Source organism: Paenibacillus azoreducens (assembly GCF_021654775.1).
In the GTDB taxonomy this organism is placed as follows: domain Bacteria; phylum Bacillota; class Bacilli; order Paenibacillales; family Paenibacillaceae; genus Paenibacillus_AQ; species Paenibacillus_AQ azoreducens.
The window spans coordinates 4,923,644-4,942,222 of the sequence record NZ_AP025343.1; the positions used below are offsets into that span (position 1 = coordinate 4,923,644).

Annotated in this window: 15 protein-coding genes; all 15 read right to left on the minus strand. The window is 49.5% G+C overall.

The features are described 5' to 3' along the window. Positions 1-285: 285 nt before the first annotated feature. A complete protein-coding gene (locus tag L6442_RS21670) occupies positions 286-1,506 on the minus strand; it encodes an IS110 family RNA-guided transposase (RefSeq protein WP_237100035.1) in 1,221 nt (406 codons plus the stop codon). A gap of 313 nt (positions 1,507-1,819) precedes the next feature. Next, entirely contained in the window at positions 1,820-4,453 is a 2,634-nt protein-coding gene (locus tag L6442_RS21675; protein ID WP_237100036.1) for an FtsK/SpoIIIE family DNA translocase, read from the minus strand. 78 nt (positions 4,454-4,531) lie between these two features. Beyond that, positions 4,532-4,750 (minus strand): YlzJ-like family protein, encoded by a 219-nt coding sequence (locus L6442_RS21680; protein WP_212980603.1) that lies wholly within the window; start codon positions 4,748-4,750, stop codon positions 4,532-4,534. Continuing rightward, a complete protein-coding gene (locus L6442_RS21685; protein ID WP_272880357.1) occupies positions 4,747-5,484 on the minus strand; it encodes a ClpP family protease in 738 nt (245 codons plus the stop codon). Before L6442_RS21685 ends, L6442_RS21680 begins: the two co-directional genes overlap by 4 nt. Before the next feature lie 212 nt (positions 5,485-5,696). Further along, complete coding sequence (locus L6442_RS21690) at positions 5,697-6,122, minus strand: CBS domain-containing protein (protein ID WP_212980601.1); 426 nt, start codon at positions 6,120-6,122, stop codon at positions 5,697-5,699. Between the two features lie 576 nt (positions 6,123-6,698). Continuing rightward, complete coding sequence (locus L6442_RS21695; protein ID WP_194230459.1) at positions 6,699-8,378, minus strand: ribonuclease J; 1,680 nt, start codon at positions 8,376-8,378, stop codon at positions 6,699-6,701. Positions 8,379-8,763: 385 nt separating this feature from the next. Continuing rightward, the gene (gene dapA / locus L6442_RS21700) at positions 8,764-9,645 is read right to left on the minus strand and encodes a 4-hydroxy-tetrahydrodipicolinate synthase (RefSeq protein WP_194230460.1); all 882 of its coding nucleotides are present in this window, start codon (positions 9,643-9,645) and stop codon (positions 8,764-8,766) included. Positions 9,646-9,700: 55 nt separating this feature from the next. Further along, positions 9,701-10,918 (minus strand): aspartate kinase, encoded by a 1,218-nt coding sequence (gene dapG, locus L6442_RS21705; RefSeq protein WP_194230461.1) that lies wholly within the window; start codon positions 10,916-10,918, stop codon positions 9,701-9,703. A gap of 411 nt (positions 10,919-11,329) precedes the next feature. Next, entirely contained in the window at positions 11,330-11,926 is a 597-nt protein-coding gene (locus L6442_RS21710) for a dipicolinate synthase subunit B (protein WP_194230462.1), read from the minus strand. Further along, complete coding sequence (gene dpsA, locus L6442_RS21715) at positions 11,923-12,822, minus strand: dipicolinate synthase subunit DpsA (protein WP_194230463.1); 900 nt, start codon at positions 12,820-12,822, stop codon at positions 11,923-11,925. The genes L6442_RS21710 and dpsA overlap by 4 nt, the downstream gene beginning before the upstream one ends. Before the next feature lie 146 nt (positions 12,823-12,968). After that, entirely contained in the window at positions 12,969-13,412 is a 444-nt protein-coding gene (dut, locus tag L6442_RS21720; RefSeq protein ID WP_194230464.1) for a dUTP diphosphatase, read from the minus strand. Then, positions 13,390-14,658, minus strand: a complete 1,269-nt coding sequence (locus tag L6442_RS21725) for a M16 family metallopeptidase (RefSeq protein WP_212980600.1) — start codon at positions 14,656-14,658, stop codon at positions 13,390-13,392. The genes dut and L6442_RS21725 overlap by 23 nt, the downstream gene beginning before the upstream one ends. Before the next feature lie 77 nt (positions 14,659-14,735). Further along, positions 14,736-15,725, minus strand: a complete 990-nt coding sequence (locus L6442_RS21730) for a polysaccharide deacetylase family protein (RefSeq protein ID WP_212980599.1) — start codon at positions 15,723-15,725, stop codon at positions 14,736-14,738. Positions 15,726-15,924: 199 nt separating this feature from the next. Continuing rightward, positions 15,925-18,021, minus strand: coding sequence for a polyribonucleotide nucleotidyltransferase (pnp, locus tag L6442_RS21735; protein ID WP_212980598.1), 2,097 nt, complete (start codon positions 18,019-18,021; stop codon positions 15,925-15,927). A 257-nt stretch (positions 18,022-18,278) separates the two neighbouring features. Next, the gene (gene rpsO, locus L6442_RS21740; protein WP_036706983.1) at positions 18,279-18,548 is read right to left on the minus strand and encodes a 30S ribosomal protein S15; all 270 of its coding nucleotides are present in this window, start codon (positions 18,546-18,548) and stop codon (positions 18,279-18,281) included. Positions 18,549-18,579: the final 31 nt, after the last annotated feature.

Consider the following 18,579-nt stretch of genomic DNA (forward strand, 5'->3'; position numbering starts at 1 on the left):
AAGACAGACCGCGTTTAGCGGTAATTTTTCTTGCGATATAAGGATGCGAGATCTCCGAAGTTTATACTTTCTTATATCTTAAGAAAAACGTCTATCGACGTACTCTCATAGAAGACAGACCGCATTTAGCGGTAATTTTTCTTGCGATATAAGGATGCGAGATCTCCGAAGTTTATACTTTCTGCCCTGAAAATTATCAGCTCGTAGTATCGTTAGAAAAGCCGTTTTTGGCAATACGAAACTAACCCCAGTAACTTGCTTTTTTAAAAAATGGGTTTGAACCGCTTAAGCCGTTTGTTCTTGAATGCTGACTGTAAGTCCAAGGGACTCTAGTCTCTTAATCGAGTTGTTAATCAAGATGTCACGCTTTCGCTTATCAAAGTAATCAAAGCCAAGCTCCACATATTCTTGTTTTCGCGTTAACAAGATATGTACGATCGTTAGAATGGTATGTCCTACGGCGACTGCGGCTCTATTTTTTCCGCGTCGTGCAGCAATACGATGATACTGGGCTGCCAGGTACGAATTTTTTTTACGTGTCACCGCCCGCGCCGCCTCAGTTAGGGCACTTCGCAGTTTTTTGTTTCCTTTTCGTGTTTTGGCTGACCTTTTCTTCCCCGCGCTTTCATCGTGACCTGGAGTCATCCCTGCCCAGGAACATAAATGGCCAGGGGTTGGAAACCGCGACATGTCCGTACCGATCTCTGCCAAGATTTGTTCGGCAGTTCGTTTACCGACACCGGGGATCGAATCCAATAACTTCAGGTCCTCAGCAAAAGGGGCCATACGTTTATCGATCTCTGTATCCAATTCGGTGATCAATTCGTTCAGATAATCGATATGGGCGAGCTGCTTCTCGATCATGAGCAGTTGATGAGGGCCAAGTCGCCCTTCCAGCGCCAGTTTCAACTGTTCTTTCTTCAGCTTTAGTTTCTTTTGGGCGAAATCGGCCAAGACAGAAACATCGGTTTCACCGTTAATTATGGCTCCCAACATGTTTCGTCCGGAAACCCCGAGTACGTTGGAAGCGACTGAGGATAGCTTGATGTTGCCGCCTTCGAGCACCTTTTGAAGCCGATTCGCTTCACGCGTTCGTTCTTCAATAATGCTTCGCCGGTAACGAATCACCTCTCGCAGTTCCCTTTGATCTCGGTCCGGAATATAGCTTCCTTGCACCAAACCATGCCGCAGCAGCTTGGCAATCCATTCAGCATCCTTGACATCCGTTTTACGTCCAGGGACAGATTTAATATGTTGCGCATTCACGACCATGGGCTTGAGTTCTTCCAATTCCAACAGGTTATATATCGGTTTCCAGTAGTCTCCGGTGCTTTCCATCGCGACATGGGTGCAACGGTGTTGTTTGACCCAGTCTACCAATTCAATCAGGTTTCGGGTCATTGTAGCAAATGTTCGAATCTCCTTTCCTTGAGGGGTGATAATGCAGGCGGTGATGCTCTTCTTGTGAACATCCAGACCGCAGCAACGTTCGATTAACACTTCCATACGTACTTCTCCTTACGACTGGGTGATTTTAAGGCTGGTGCAACTACCAAAAAGGGTTATTCTGCCCTGCGTGCTTCCCGAAGGAGCAACAATCTGCGATGCACCGGGTCGTTGTGGTCCGTCTTATATACGGGTTCGAGACACCAAGAAAGTACGACCTACCTTCGCCAGCCATAGTAGCAGTATGGACAAAATTTTCATCCATCAGTGGTGCCGCGAAGCGGCATGGAAGTCTTATATCTTAAGAGAAAACGGGCAGCTTGGGATTTAACCAATCCCTCGCTGCCCGTTTTTTATGTTCCTCCGTTGCATTTCAAGAACTGATTCGGTTCTGCTGATACTGCTCAAGCGAAACCAAAACCTCACGCGGCTTGCTGCCTTCATAGGGACCGATAATACCTCTGGCCTCCATGGAATCAATCAGACGCGCCGCACGCGTATATCCGACCCTCATCCTGCGCTGCAGCAGTGACACCGAGGCCTGCTTGCCTTCCAGTACAATCTGAACCGCCTGATCATACAATTCGTCAAGCTCCTCATCGCCGCCCGTCTGGCTTTCGTCAACTTCAGGCACAAGTGTTTCATCATATTTGGCCTCGCCCTGATCGCGCACATAATTGACGATCGTTTCTACTTCTTGATCGGTCATAAAAGCGCCTTGCACGCGAATCGGCTTGGATGAACCCATTGGCATAAACAGCATATCGCCGCGTCCAAGCAGCTTCTCCGCCCCGGCCATATCCAAAATGGTTCTGGAGTCCACCTGGGACGATACGCCGAAGGCAATACGCGAAGGAATATTGGCCTTGATGACCCCGGTAATGACGTCAACCGAAGGCCGCTGAGTCGCGATAATCAAGTGGATGCCCGCGGCACGCGCCATCTGCGCAAGCCTTGTGATTGCTTCTTCCACGTCATGGGCCGCAACCATCATCAAATCAGCCAACTCGTCCACGATGACGACAACATACGGCAGTACGGCTGCAGGGTTGTCCTTCATCAAATTGTTGTAGCCTTCAATATTTCTCGTGCCTGATTTGGAAAACAGCTCATATCTTTTTTCCATTTCAACGACGATTTTTTTGAGGGCGAGCGATGCCCGTTTCGGGTCGGTCACTACCGGAGCCATCAGATGCGGTATACCATTGTAGACATTCAGTTCGACCATCTTCGGATCGACCATCAGGAATTTAACCTCATCCGGCTTGGCTTTATACAAGATGCTCGTAATAATCCCGTTAATGCATACCGACTTACCCGAGCCAGTCGCCCCCGCAACAAGCAAATGGGGCATTTTGGCCAGATTGCCGACGATGGTCTGCCCGGAAATATCCCTGCCGAACGCGATCGACAATTTGGACTTTGCATCCTGAAATATCGGAGTCTCCATAACTTCCCGCATCGTTACGAGCGATACTTCATTATTAGGAACCTCGATCCCGATTGCGGATTTCCCCGGAATCGGCGCTTCCATGCGAATATCTTTGGCCGCAAGCGCCAAAGCAATATCATCGGTCAAGCTGACAATCCGGCTGACCTTCACGCCGATATCCGGCTGGATTTCATACCGCGTAACCGCTGGCCCCCGGACAACCTCCAACACCTTTGCCCGGACGCCGAAACTTTCGAGCGTCGCCTCAAGTTTGCGGGCCGTCTGCATATAATCATTTTGATCTCCGGCTTTTCCGCCGTTTTGCGGTTTAGACAGCAGTTTGAATGGCGGCAGCTTATAAGGTTTGGGCGGCGGAGCAGGCGGGGCCTGTTGCGCCGTATCGACCACTCCTCCGTTTGAAGTTGTCTCGTCTGCCGCTCCGTCATGCGTTATACCATCGCTGTGAGCACCGATGCTGCTCCGAACCTCATCCGCGGACATGCCGGGAAGCGAATCCGCTGCGGTTTCATGCTCATCCCATTCCTCTTCATCGCTTCTTTCTTCAGACTTTACCTGCTCGAAGAAATCGCGGATAATCGGCGATGGCGCATCAGACCCGCTGTGCTCCCGTTGCTCTGCCTCCAATTGAAGCTCTTCATGCTCATCATCATGCCTATAAACCGTCTGAAGAGCTTCATTTCCGGAGTGCCTGTCCGTCGGCTCCAAGATATCGCTTCCATCAGGCTCATCCCCGGCGTATGCCGGATCATGTGCCGGTTTGGCGAATTTGCTGCCGAACAGCTGAAAGAAAACCGGTGCAGAACGTTTCGCTTTGGGCGGTGCAAAATCTTCAAGATCGTCCTCTTCATCTTCATCCGGCAGCATCGTGCGCTGGCGTCTGCGTCCGGCCGCTTTGGATGCGGATGCAGGCTGCTGCTTCGGGCCCGCCATTCTTTTTTGTACTTGGCTTCCCGCCTGAACCATCCGCTTGCGCACGATCCGCATCAAATCCACATAAGAAAGATTGGTAATCAGCATAAAGCTGATAATGAACATCACGATCATAAGCAGCTTCGTTCCAAGGTTTCCGAACAACCAAAATAAAACCGCATATTGCAGCGCCCCGATATAACCTCCGCTGATATCCTTATTCAGCATAGAACGATCTTTGGAACCCTCGGATGAAAGGAGCGATCCCTCCAAGTCGTTATGTACCTGCGTAACGATGTGTCCGGCGCTTGCACCAGGCACATGAGCCAATTTTTTCTCCAATGACGAGACGCTGCTCATCAAGGTCAGAGCCAGTACCAGCAGCACGATCCCGCTTTTGCGCGCGTTCCAGCGGCTAGGCCATTTCCGCTGAATCATGACGCTGAGTCCCAGATAAATGCCGATCAATGGAATGACGAAGTAAAATCGTCCGAGCAAAAGCCCGGACATTTTGGATAAAGACCATCCTACCGCCGCTTCACCGGATAAAGCAATGACGGACAGGGTGATCAAAATAATACCGTATATTTCGTATTTGAGAACATTGGTCAGCGAAGCCTTTTTCCTTTTTTTGCGTTTAGCCAAAAACGTCACCCCCGCATGCCCCATTATACCATATAATACCGTGGGGTACCTATGTTCTCTTTTTCTATTTTCTGTTTTTTACATCACCGGAACGAAACGAATAATCTGGCCCGGGGCAAAGGCCGGATTCAAATAGCAATCGAGCGGCCCGTTTAGCAAACGGACAATTTCTACCCGGTTATTCTCCAGCGTCTTGACCTCCATCAGCACGCCCTGAATCTGCATCTCCTGTGTAGGGCTTGCTTCCTCCCGCTGCTCCCATACGAACTCCAAAGGCATTACCGTATACAAAGTCATTGCTTGATCCCCTCCGTCTCAGTTATGCCTTTGCGTTCGTCAATCAGTTTGTTGAGCTTGCCCAGCGCCTGCCCAATACCGCCCACTTCATCCATCAAGCCATACTTCACGGCATCAATTCCTCCGACCGCCGTGCCGATATCGCGATTCAGCTCGCCTGTACGGAACATCAACTCTTTAAATTGCTCTTCGGTAATACGCGAATGGGAGATGACGAAACGAACGACCCTCTCCTGCATTTTTTCCATGTATTCAAAGGTTTGCGGCACCCCGATAACCAGCCCCGTCAAACGGATCGGATGAATCGTCATCGTCGCGCTCTCGGCGATGATCGAGTAGGTTGAAGATACGGCGATCGGCACGCCGATGCTATGCCCGCCACCGACCACCACCGTTACCGTAGGTTTGGTCAGGGAAGCGATCATTTCTGCGATGGCCAGCCCCGCTTCTACATCCCCCCCAACCGTGTTCAAAATAATCAGGATACCGTCGATATTTTTATTCTGCTCCGCAGCCACCAGCGTCGGAATGATATGTTCGTATTTTGTCGTTTTATTTTGCGGCGGGAGCACCATATGTCCTTCGATTTGGCCGACGATCGTTAAGCAGAAAATGTTGGATTCATTCGCTGCCGGAACGTTCATTTGCCCAAACTGCTGAATCGCTTCGATTGCGGCTTTGGTTTGATTTTCCGGCTGCTGTTCCGGCTGCTGTTCCGGCGTCTGTTCTTCCATGCGGAATTGTTCCCGTTCATGCGTCATGCGGTAATCCTTCCTTTCCTTTTTAGCAAGAATGTTTTCATTCCCTTTAGTATGGCGGTTCGCAGAGTGGTATTATTCGGTATGGAATTTTTAATTGCGCATGAGCTTCTATAATCGGTAAAAAAGCACCCGGAAGGGGTGCTTTTTCACATTCTCATAAAATGCGCAGAATAGGCTTGGGTGAATTAATGAAGCTGTTGTTCAGAGATGCGGCTTAAGGCTTCCCCGGCTTCATTCACATGGATGTTGATCGTAGCAAGATCGCCAATCGCACACATGCCAACCAATTCTCCCGAATCGACAACCGGAATGCGGCGGATTTGGTGATCAGCCATCATTTTGGCGCATTCATGCGCATCTGTGTCGGAAGAGCAAGTGATGACATTCGTGGTCATGCAGTCATGGCAATGAACCTCGCCCGGATTTTTCCCAGCCGCAACGCAATCAAGCACAATGTCACGATCCGTGATCATACCTACAACTTTTTTGCCTTCACAGATCGGAACCGATCCGCAGTTGATATCACGCATGATCTTGGCAGCCGCAGTTACCGAATCATGGGGTGCGCATATCTTTACATCCTTTGTCATCACATCGCGAACAATCGTCATGTTTCCAGCCTCCTCATAGGATTAATCCCCCGTATTGTTCCCGGGTGGTTTCCGGGTTATACCAAAGGTGAACCGGCGTCAGCCGAACATGATATGCAACATAATAACCCCACAAAGAGTATCGGAAAGAAGTAAGGGCGCCTCTCGCAGAGGGGCGCTTTTGCGAAGCAAAAGTACGGAGTGACGTGTAGCCTTTGAACCTTATTCCGAATACTTTGCGGGGACCCCCGGAAGTTTTTTATACTGTCTGATATGTCAAAAAAACGGCACTTTCGAATTCACGAAAGCACCGCTTCTTTGGTACAGAGTTATAGTTTACGCTTTGGCATGCTGGATAAATCAGCTCTTGAAGAACCCCATAGGGCATTTCGAACAGAGTGTTTTGTGCAGCATACAAAACCGATTGAATTTATATCTCATGTTTTGCCTGACATGCAAGAAAGTCTCGTCCATAACCTTGACTTGCATTGAAGGAAAACAGATGAGTGAACGTGGTCAAATTTTGTCAAGTGACGAACGCGGCAAAAGAAAGTGCTGGTATATAAATCATTTGCCACTTCATTTGGTTATTTTGGTTTACACTTCCATAATGATTGGTAAAATCATTGGTCTGCGGCGGGTTTGTTCATACAGGAACCGTCCCAGCGCGTCCTTGACTCCCGTCTTCAGGGAAGCCCATTCATTGACGTTTTCACTCATCAGTTTCTGCAATGTGCTTGAAACGATCCGGTTCGCTTCATCCAGCAAACCTTCGGATTCCCGCACGTATACAAAGCCTCTTGAAATAATATCCGGACCGGACATGATTGTACCGTCCTGCTTGCTAAGCGTCACAACAACGACCAGAATACCGTCCTGCGAAAGGAGTTTGCGGTCGCGCAATACAATATTGCCGACGTCGCCAACGCCCAAACCATCGATAAGCACGTTGCCGGCAGTGACTTTTCCGGCCTTGCGCGCTGCTCCGTTTTGGATTTCAACCACTTCGCCGATATCCACGATGAAGATGTCATCAGGATCGATTCCTACCGCTTCGCCAAGCAGCGCGTGTTTGCGCTGCATACGGTATTCACCGTGAATCGGAAGGAAGAATTTAGGCTTCATCAGATTAAGCATTAGCTTGAGCTCTTCCTGGCTACCGTGCCCGGATACGTGAACGCCCGAATTCGAACCGCTATAGATGACCTCTGCACCCAAACGGAACAATTCATCAATGGTCCGTCCTACATATTTCTCGTTGCCCGGTACCGGAGTAGCCGCGATGATAACGGTGTCACCCGGCAAAATATCAACTTTGCGGTGAGTAGAACGAGCCATGCGCGTTAATGCAGACATCGGTTCGCCCTGACTGCCCGTGCATAATACAACAACGCGGTCGGCAGCCATTTTATTCACTTCTTCTGGCTCAATCAGCATGCCGTCCGGAACGTGCAAGTATCCAAGTTCGGCTGCAATGGTTACTACATTGACCATGCTGCGGCCAATAACTGTAATTTTGCGTCCCGTCGATTCGGCTGCGTTAACCACCTGCTGAATCCGGTGCACGTTGGAAGCAAATGTCGCGATGACCACGCGTTGGGATGCTTTCCGGAAAATATCCTCAAGGACGATCCCCACATTTTTTTCCGATGGCGTAAAACCAGGTTTCTCGGCATTGGTGCTATCCGAGAGAAGCGCCAAAACCCCTTCTTCGCCGATGGCGGCCATCCGCTGCAAATTGGCATATTGTCCATTTACCGGGGTATGATCGAATTTGAAGTCTCCCGTATGAACAACATTGCCTTCCGGTGTCGCAATGCAAATGCCGACCGAATCAGGGATACTGTGGTTAGTTCTGAAGAATGTCGCCTTCAGCGTGCCCCCCAGTTGAACTTCGGAATCCTCGTTGATCAAAATACGCTTGGTTTCGCCAAGCAGGTTAGCTTCCTTGAGCTTGTTCTCAACAAGTCCGAGCGTAAGCTTCGTTCCATAGACAGGAACATTCAAATGCTTCAGAACGTAAGGCAATCCGCCGATATGATCCTCGTGGCCATGTGTCAGCAAAATGCCTCTCACTTTGTCGCGGTTCTCCGTCAAATAGCTGATATCAGGAATGACAATATCGATGCCGAGCATGTCCTCTTCTGGAAATTTCAAGCCCGCGTCTACAACAACAATATCATTCGCATATTGAATGACATACATATTTTTCCCGATTTCACCGACGCCGCCCAATGCAAATATCGTCAATTTATCGTTATTCATTTTTTTAGACAAATGTATCTAAACCTCCTATGGTGTTGGACGTCGTACCATTTTATAGTATTTAAATTTCAAAAATATACCGCACCCAGTCACTTGACATCATTATACATGATAAAAAACGAAAAACACAAGTCACCCATCAGTTAAGTGTTAACCTGCCCCGAAAATGAAGGCGTTATTTTGCATTAAAATAACCCCGCAAAGTGTATCGGAAAGAAGTCCGACGCCTCTTACGGAGGTGCGCTTTTGCGAAGCAAAAGTACGGAGCGGCGTCTGGCCTTCGAAGCTTAATCCGATTGCTTTGCGGGGACCCCGGAACTTTTTTTTAAATTTCTATTGGCATAAAAACAGCGTCCGGATTGGACGCTGCTTGGTAATTTTTCAAGTTAAAAATTTATTATATTGTGGCTACCAGCTCACGAATAAATGCCGCTTCCGCTTCATCCGGATCCGCAAGCGGCAGCCGGACTCCGCCTACCGGATGTCCCAGCAGATTCAGCGCATATTTCAGGGCGGAAGGATTAGGTACAGGCGTCGGGCATTCAAACAATCCTTTGAACACCGGGAACAGCTTCTGATGCAGCTTCGCCGCCTTGACTACATCCCCTTTCAAATATGACTCGATCATATCCTTCATCGAAGCTCCGATCACGTGGCTCGCCACGCTGACGATCCCGTGAGCTCCAACGGCAAGCGCCGGCAGCGTTGCCGAATCATCGCCTGAATAAACACGAAAACCTTCAGGCGCGCCGGAAACGATTTGCGTTACTTGTTCCAAAGACGCGCATTCCTTAGTGGCGACGATGTTCGGAATCGCGGCGAGACGGATCGTCGTTTGCGCGCTGATGCTGGCGACCGTGCGGCTCGGAACATTATAAAGCATAATGGGCAGGCTTGTGCTGCGGGCAATAGCTTCAAAATGCCGATACATGCCTTCCTGGCTGGGCTTATTATAATAAGGCACAACCAGCAAAGCCCCATCGACACCCAGCTTTTCGGCCTCCTGCGTCAGATGAATGGAATGTTCCGTACTGTTGCTGCCGGTTCCGGCAATAATTTTGGCGCGGCCTCTCGCCTGTTTCACCGCAAACGCAAACAACTCCAGCTTTTCCTCTTCGCGGAGTGTGGGCGATTCCCCTGTCGTCCCGCAAATGACAAGAGAATCCGTTTTTTGTTCCTCGATCAAATATTCGATCATATTCGATGTTTCCGACCAGTCGATATTTCCCTGCTCGTCAAATGGGGTGACCATGGCTGTAATCAGTCTTCCGAAATCCACTGTTTTTTACCTCCTCAACCGTTTGGGACGGCGCTCATTAGATAAAAGTCGGCTATTAACGATTAAGCTCGAATTTTGTATGAAGGGCGCGTAATGCTTGCACCATATCTTCTTTTTTCACAAGCACCCAAATCGTTGTATTTGAATCCGCTGATTGCAGAATCTGTATATTTTGTTCACTAAGCGATTCTACGATTTTGGCCATGATGCCGGGCACTCCGTTAATGCCGCCGCCAATGACCGAAACCTTCGCGCAGCCCGAAAGCGCTTTGGGATTGAACCCTAGGTCGCGCAGAACCGTGATGGCCCGTTCGGAATCAAAATCGAATACGGTATAGACCGCCCCCGTAGGGGTTACATTAATAAAGTCGACGCTGATGGAATTTTCAGCCATCGCTTTAAATACCTGCAGTTGGAGATTATGTCTGCCCTCTTCACAATCAACCGTAATCTGAGTCACGTTGCTTACATAGGCAATACCTGTCACGAAGCGGTCCATGATTCCCTGCTGCACGTCTTTAAAGCCCTCAGGCTGGGTAACAAGCGTTCCCTCATCTTCGGAGAAGGTTGAACGTACCCGAACCGGGATTTGGGCCTGCATGGCGATTTCGACGGCCCGTGGATGAATCACCTTGGCTCCATATTGCGCCATGTTGCAAATCTCCGCATAGCTGACAAACGGCAGCGGCTTGGCGTCTTCAACAATTCTTGGATCCGCGGTCAAAATGCCGTTGACGTCGGTGTATATATCCACCATTTCCGCATGCAGCGCCGCACCCAGCGCAGTTGCCGACGTATCGCTGCCGCCTCTTCCCAAAGTCGTAAAGTCGCCGAATTCCGTCTGGCCTTGAAAGCCGGTCACGATAACAACCTGATGCGTTTCCAGTTCAGTCGTAATCCTATTCGGACGCACGTCCTTAATTCGTGCATTGCCATAGTGATCATCGGTAAGGAAACCAGCTTGAGCTCCCGTCAGCACCGTTGATCTGACTCCTTCACGCTCAAGCAAGCTGCAAAGCGTTGCCGCGGAAATAATTTCACCGCAGCACAGCAGTAAATCCTTCTCGCGTGCAGGCAGAGCGTCACCGTTCTGGGCTGCCCAGTCCAAAAGCGTGTCCGTGGCGTAAGGTTCGCCCTTGCGTCCCATCGCGGACACGACGACAACGAGTTGATATCCGGAGGACAGCTCCCGCTTAATGTGGTTGATGACATGTTCTCTTGCCTGCGGCGTCGAAAGTGACGTACCGCCAAATTTCTGAACCAAAATGCTCATTTCTATTCCTCCATACGACTAAGAACGCGCGGAAGCGTTCGCCGCAAGCGATCTTGGGCGGTGCCTTTGATCAGATAACAATCTGGTTTTTAGGCTTTGCGCAAAGCTAAGATCCGCGGCGGGAAGCCTCCTGCAATAAGGTTATCCTGCGGCATCCGTCGCAGGGCGGATAGGTTCGAAAAAGCGGGATGATCTTTGACGGAAACGTCTGGCGTTTCCGTCAAAAGCTTTCTAACGTCTTCCAAGTTCATAGTCTCTCTTAGGTTCGATATAACCGTAAGTCCAGGCGGACCGCATACGAAAGAAAATACGCACGCAGAGGCCTGGCGTTACATCGATCAATATACTGGTTTTATGGTTTATGCGGCATGCGGTCTGATGTATTGCATCGCTGACTGAACCAGCATTATTTTATGCCGAAAAAATCCGCTGAAGAAGCATCGGTTGAAGCTGTCTTCCTTCCAATGCGGCATAGCAGGCTTCGGGAATCAAGTCCATCTGAGCTACAAGCGAATTCGGCTTCTGGTGAGGATTATCCTGGCCAAAAGGCACAAAATAAATATTTTTGGCCACCAAAAGCTTGGCGATATTGGCAGCATTGAGACCAAGTCCGTCATTGGTCGAAATCGCCAGCACAAGCGGACGCAGGTTTCTCATCTGGGCCTTGGCCGCCATAAGAACCGGACTGTCAGTTATCGCGTTTGCGAGCTTGCTGGTCGTATTCCCCGTGCACGGCGCAATGACCAGCACATCGAGCAGTTTCGACGGTCCCAACGGCTCGGCTTCAACGATGGTTGAAATGAGCTCACTGCCCGTAATATCCTTCAACCGCTGCAGCCAATTATGAGCCGTCCCGAAACGGGTATCGGTCACCTGCACCGTATTGGATACGATCGGCACCACCTTGGCTCCCTCGTCGACAAACCGCTTTACTTGCGGCATGATTTCTTCAAGCGTGCAATGAGATCCTGTGATCGCATAACCTACCGTTTTTCCCTGCCAATTCATTCTCCATCCCCCCGAGTCTTGAACTCATCCGAAATCATCTGCACCAGCGAATTCGCAATGATCGAACCAGCTGTTTTGGGAGCCACGATTCCGGGCAAACCGGGGGCAAGCAACGCCTTGATGCCCCGCTTCTCCGCATACCGGAAGTCGCATCCTCCAGGAGCGGAAGCAAGGTCAATAATGACGGTGTTTTGAGGCATTCTCGACAGGATTTGTGCTGTGACTATCATAGTCGGAATCGTATTAAAAATCAAGTCGATACTTCGCACGTAATCCGCCAAATCCCTTGTCAGAAAAGGCTCCCAGCCCATGACCTCCGCCCGGGCGAAATCCCTTTCAGAACGGACTCCCACCTTGACTCTGGCTCCCAACCCCTGCAAACTTTTAGCCATTGTAAAACCGGTCCGGCCCAATCCAAGTACCATGCAGTCCGATCCATGTATCGTAAAATCCGTATTCTGAATAGCCATAACCAGCGCGCCTTCCGCCGTGGGAATGGAATTGCTGATCGCCACCTCATCCCGGTCCAGCAGTTCGACCAGCCTGATCTCGTGATGCGCGCATAAACTTCGTAAATAAGGTTTAGCCATGCCGGTATAAACTTTGCAGCCTCTGCGAAGTGACGCCATATGCTCATCTTGCAGCTTTAGCGACTCATTCGAGAATTGCGTATGGATGATGCCATTGTCATCACAACCCACGACAGGAAGGACCAGGACATCCGCACCGGCGAGCAACTCGCCCGTCAGTTGATCCCTGGTCACTCCCTGGAGCTTCTCCTTCAGATTGTCAAAACCGACAACGCTGACGGTGGCATCCATTTCCGAACATTTGCGGATCACCTCAATCTGACGCGCATCCCCGCCTAGGAATACGATTTGGACTCCTGTCAGCATAAGGATGTCACTCCTTTCAAAAACACTGTTATGGAGCATCTTATGCGGGAGCCTAACATTCGGTGAAAACGACCCCGGAAGTTTATACAAAAAAAAGGTCCGCCGGCTCTTTCGCTTTCGCGTCAGTCCGGCAGACCTTGATATTTTTATTTACCTGTATGTCCAAACCCTCCGGCCCCGCGGACGGTTTCGGAAAGGCTATCTACTTCTTGTAGCTTAATTTGGGGAACTTCCTGGAACACCATTTGGGCGATCCGTTCATTGCGGGCGATGACAAAAGGCTCCTGCCCCAAATTGATGAGCAAAACCTTGACTTCCCCACGGTAATCGGCATCAATCGTCCCTGGCGTATTCAAGCTTGTAATGCCATGCTTCAAAGCCAGCCCGCTGCGCGGACGGATCTGCGCCTCGAGTCCTTCCGGCATCGCCAAGGCAAACCCTGTGGGAATCAACTTGCGCTCGCCAGGCTGCAGCACAACTTCTTCGTCGACAGCCGCATACAAGTCGTAACCCGAAGCTCCGGAGGACATTTTCTCCGGCAGCTTGACATCGTCATGTCCCGGAAGCTTAAGAATTTGTACGTAATGCAATCAAATCATCCCTTCTAAGTCCAACAATCGCTTTATCCGATGCCCCGACCATAGCCAATGCGAAAGGCACGCTGAACATGCGGTCCAGTACGGCGTCGACATCCTTCATGCTGACATTCTCAATTTTTTCGATCATTTCATCCAAAGAATAATGTTTTCCAAGCATAAGCTCGTTTTTGCCCAAACGATTCATCCGGCTCCCGGTTCCCTCCAGGCTCAAAATCAAGCTGCCCTTCAGCTGCTCTTTCCCCTTCCGAAGTTCATCTTCCGAAATGCCGCATCTAGCGATATCGGCCAAAACCTCTTTGCTCAAATCAAGCACTTCTTTGGTTTGTTTTGGCGCCGTTCCAGCATATACCGTAAACAAGCCGCTATCTTCATTGGAGCTGTGATAGGAATATACGGAATAGGCGAGCCCTTTCTTTTCACGGATTTCCTGGAATAGTCTCGAACTCATGCCCCCGCCGATGGCGTTGTTCAACAATATCATGGCGTATTGAAGCGGATCATGGATCGAACACCCCGGCAAAGACAGACAGATGTGATTTTGCTCCGTCTTCTTTTTATGGTAAAGCAGGTCACTGTGGAAGCCTGGAGCCGCTATTTCCTTGACTTCTTTATGGTTCGCAAAATGGCCGAAGTGGCGCTCCAACAGGTCGACTATCGAGTCGTCGATATTGCCCGCCACGCTGATCACCGTATTCTCAACCGTATAATGCTCATCCATATATGCCCGAAGCTCTGCCGGCCCCATCGGATCAAGCTGCTGTCTTGTCCCCAAAATCGGGTATGCAAGCGGATGGCCCCCGTAAACTGCTTTTGCCATCAAATCATGCACCAGATCATCCGGCGTGTCTTCGTACATGGATATTTCCTCGAGAATTACATTTTTCTCTTTGGCCAATTCGCCTTCATCCATCGCCGAACGGAAGAACATATCGGACAGCACATCCACCGCAATCGGCAAATGCTCATCCAGCACCTTGGCATAAAAACATGTATATTCCTTCGACGTAAATGCATTGACATTGCCGCCGATGGCGTCGAACTGCTCCGCTATGTCTTTGGCGTCAAACCGCTCCGTGCCTTTAAAGAGCATATGCTCGATAAAATGCGAGACGCCATTATTATCTTCCGTTTCATGCCGCGACCCCGTTTTTACCCAAATACCAAAAGAAACCGACCGGCACGTCGGTATTTTTTCCATTACTACTCTTAGGCCATTGGTTAGCTTTATTTTTTTCACACGAAAGGCCCTCCTAAAATGATATCAATCCACTGGCTTTAACGCATCCCCTATCCTACCAAAAAACAGAGTGCCACTCAACCGTTTGGCGGAATTATTCGTTCGGGGGACAGCGTTTGCCCGACCGTTCCCGGGATCAGCCCTTTTTCCTTGATTGTCTGGATCATGCCCTGCAGCGCTTTGGAAGAGGAAGCGGTCGGATGCATCAAAATAAGCGAGCCCGCCGAAACCCTCTTCGATATTTTAGTTATGACGGACTCTGGAGGAGGGTTCTTCCAATCCACCGTATCCAATGTCCAAAGAACGGTTTTCAGACCAAGACTATGGGCGATTTGAACCGTTTGCCGGTTAAAGTCGCCCGAAGGCGGCGCAAACCATTTATTGTGGACGCCCAGACTTTCTTTGAGCAGCTTCTGCGTCTTGCTGATCTCCAATGAGGCTCTATATTCGCTAAGCTGGCTCATGTTCGGATGCGTGTAGGCATGATTTTCAAGTTCGTGACCGCGTTTTTGGATTTCCTTCGCGAGTTCGGGATTTTTCTTCAACCAGCTGCCATCAAAAAAGAAGGTAGCCTTTACCTTCTCTTTATCCAAAACATCCAGCATGGGAACGATGAATTCATTCCCCCAAGCGACATTAATCATCAATGCAACCATGGGCTTTTTGGGATTTCCCCGGTAAATAGGCTCCGCCCCCAGGTCATCCAGTTTCACTTTAGGCGGAATTTGCCTGTAAACATATGTAATCGGATTCGAGACTCCAGCCGCTTTCGCTTGCTTATAAGTCTCCTCCACATCGATTTCCAATCCATTATAACCCGGAATCGCCTTCCACACCCGGTCAAGGACCGCATCTACCGGCTGAATCCGGGTCTCTTCCCTTTTCTGCAAAATTTGTTTATAAAGAGGATCCTGCGTTGGATCGTCCGATAAGGTTCCCATCGTAGCCACGGCCATAACAGGCTGCTTTCCGGCTTCACGAAAATATTCTCCGACAGCGCCGGTTCGGGCGATTCCTATTACGATCGCAACACACGCCAGCAATACCGCAATCTTTCTTCCATTCATAACCCGCTCAACTCCTTACCCACTTTGTCCCATCATATGAACAAGTCCAATGGAATATGAATACGAGGAAGCTGAAGCTCGGCAAAGAAGATTCCGCGATATTTGAAAAAAAAGAGCCAGAAGTGATTACGTTCTGCCTCTTTCACAAAGACCAACCCGGCCCTCGTTTGCTTGTTATAAAATTGAATGCCAAACAGCCTTACGCCTTGGATTCTGCCGTCAATACCGCTTTGCGGGACAAATTAATCCGGCCCTGTTGGTCGATTTCGGTTACCTTTACGGTAATCGAGTCTCCGATCGCTACGACGTCTTCAACCTTAGCTACACGCTCTGTGGACAATTGGGAAATATGAACAAGGCCTTCCTTGTTTGGCAAAATTTCCACGAATGCCCCGAATTTTTCGATCCGTTTTACGGTACCGACATAAATTTCGCCAACCTGTACCTCGCGAACGATGCCTTCGATAATCGAACGAGCCTTTTGATTCATTTCTTCATTGGAAGAGGCAATGAATACGCGGCCATCCTGCTCAATATCAATTTTAACGCCTGTTTCCTCAATGATTTTGTTAATGATTTTGCCGCCCGCGCCAATGACATCACGAATTTTATCCGGATTGATGTTCATCACGATAATTTTAGGCGCATAAGGAGACAAGGTTTCCCTTGGCTTCTGGATGGTTTCCATCATCTTGCCCAGAATGAACATGCGTCCTTCTCTGGCCTGTTTCAATGCATCCTGCAAAATTTGGCGGTCAATGCCGTCAATTTTGATGTCCATTTGAATAGCCGTTACGCCTTCGGAAGTGCCAGCCACCTTGAAGTCCATATCGCCGAGATGGTCTTCCATCCCCTGGATATCCGTCAAAATGGATACATGTTCACCATCTTTGATCAGACCCATGGCAACGCCTGCAACCGGAGCTTTGATCGGTACGCCGGCATCCATCATAGCCAGCGTGCTTGCGCAAATACTTGCTTGGGAAGTCGAACCGTTGGATTCCAGAACTTCGGATACCAGACGAATTGTATACGGGAATTCCGTTTCCGAAGGAATCACTTTCGACAACGCTCTTTCTCCAAGCGCGCCATGACCGATTTCGCGGCGTCCCGGAGCACGAAGCGGACGAGCTTCGCCTACGCTGAAAGGCGGGAAATTGTAGTGGTGCATAAAGCGTTTGGTTTCCTGCAAGTCGATTCCGTCCAGAATTTGTACGTCGCCAAGCGCTCCAAGCGTACATACGCTAAGCGCCTGCGTTTGTCCACGCGTGAACAGACCGGTGCCATGTGTCCGCGGCAAAATGCTTGTATCGCATTCGATTGGACGGATCTCATCCAGTTTGCGGCCGTCAGGACGGACTTTGTCATGCGTAATCAAACGTCTAACTTCTTCTTTTACAATATCATGCAGCACTTCTTTGACATCGCTCAAGAGCTCTGGCGTCTCTATGTATTGCTGTTCAAAGTAAGATACCGTTTCATCGTTAATGGCATCAATCGCATCCTGGCGGGCATGCTTTTCGGCAATGCGGACTGCTTCAACCAAACGGGATTCTGCATATGCGCGAACCTGTTTGTTTACTTCAGCATCAACCGCATGGAGTTTGACTTCCATTTTAGGTTTGCCGGCTTTTCCGACCAGTTCTTCGATAACCGTAACAATCTTCTTGATTTCCTCATGACCGAACATGATCGCTTCGAGCATGACTTCTTCAGGCACTTCATTCGCTTCGGCTTCGACCATCATAATCGCGTCTTTTGTACCGGCGACCACAACGTACACGTCGCTGATTTCCTGCTGCGCAATGTTCGGGTTGATGATGAATTGTCCGTCCACGCGGCCAACCACCACGCCTCCGATCGGTCCATTAAACGGCACGTCGGAGATGCTTAGTGCTGCCGAGGTTCCGATCATCGCCGCAATTTCCGGGGAGCAGTCCTGATCCACGCTCATAACGAGATTAAGGACTTGTACATCATTGCGGAATCCTTCCGGGAAAAGCGGGCGGATCGGGCGGTCGGTAAGACGGCTCGCGAGAATGGCTTTTTCGCTCGGGCGTCCTTCACGTTTGATGAAACCTCCCGGAATTTTGCCTACCGCATACAATCTTTCCTCGTAATTTACTGTCAACGGGAAGAAATCCAAATCTTTAGGTTCACTGGAAGCAGTCACAGTACAAAGAACAGCGGTTTCCCCATAACGGACCATTACGGCTGCATTGGCCTGCTTGGCGAGTCGTCCGGTTTCAAGAATCAAGGTTCTTCCGCCTAACTGCATTTCGACACGACTTTCCATGAAATCCCTCCTTTTCATTACACATTATTCCCATGTTTGGGTGAATTCATTTAAGAGGTTGTTCAAAAAGTCTTAGCTTCATCCCATTCAAGCGTTTTGAAAAAACGCACTTCAGAAGCATTGCTTCGGTGCTGAAAACCGACCTTTTTGAACATGTACTTTAAGGCCTGCATAAAAAGCAACCCGGTTGCACCGCTGTCACTCCTAAAAGGACAAACGGTGAACAACCAGGCTGCTTTAAGTAGACCATACGGATATTAACGACGCAATCCGAGTTTTTCAATCAGAGCGCTGTAGCGTTTAACATCTTTGTTTTTCAAGTATGCCAACAGCTTACGGCGTTGGCCGACCATTTTCAGCAATCCGCGGCGGGAATGATGATCTTTCTTGTGCGTACGCAAGTGGTCAGTCAGGTTCGTAATGTTCTCCGTAAGGATAGCAATTTGCACCTCTGGGGATCCTGTATCGGACTCATGAGTTTTGTGCTCTTCAATCAGTTGTTGTTTGCGTTCTTGAGTCAATGCCATCCTGTTCACCTCCTTAAAAATAGATAATCGC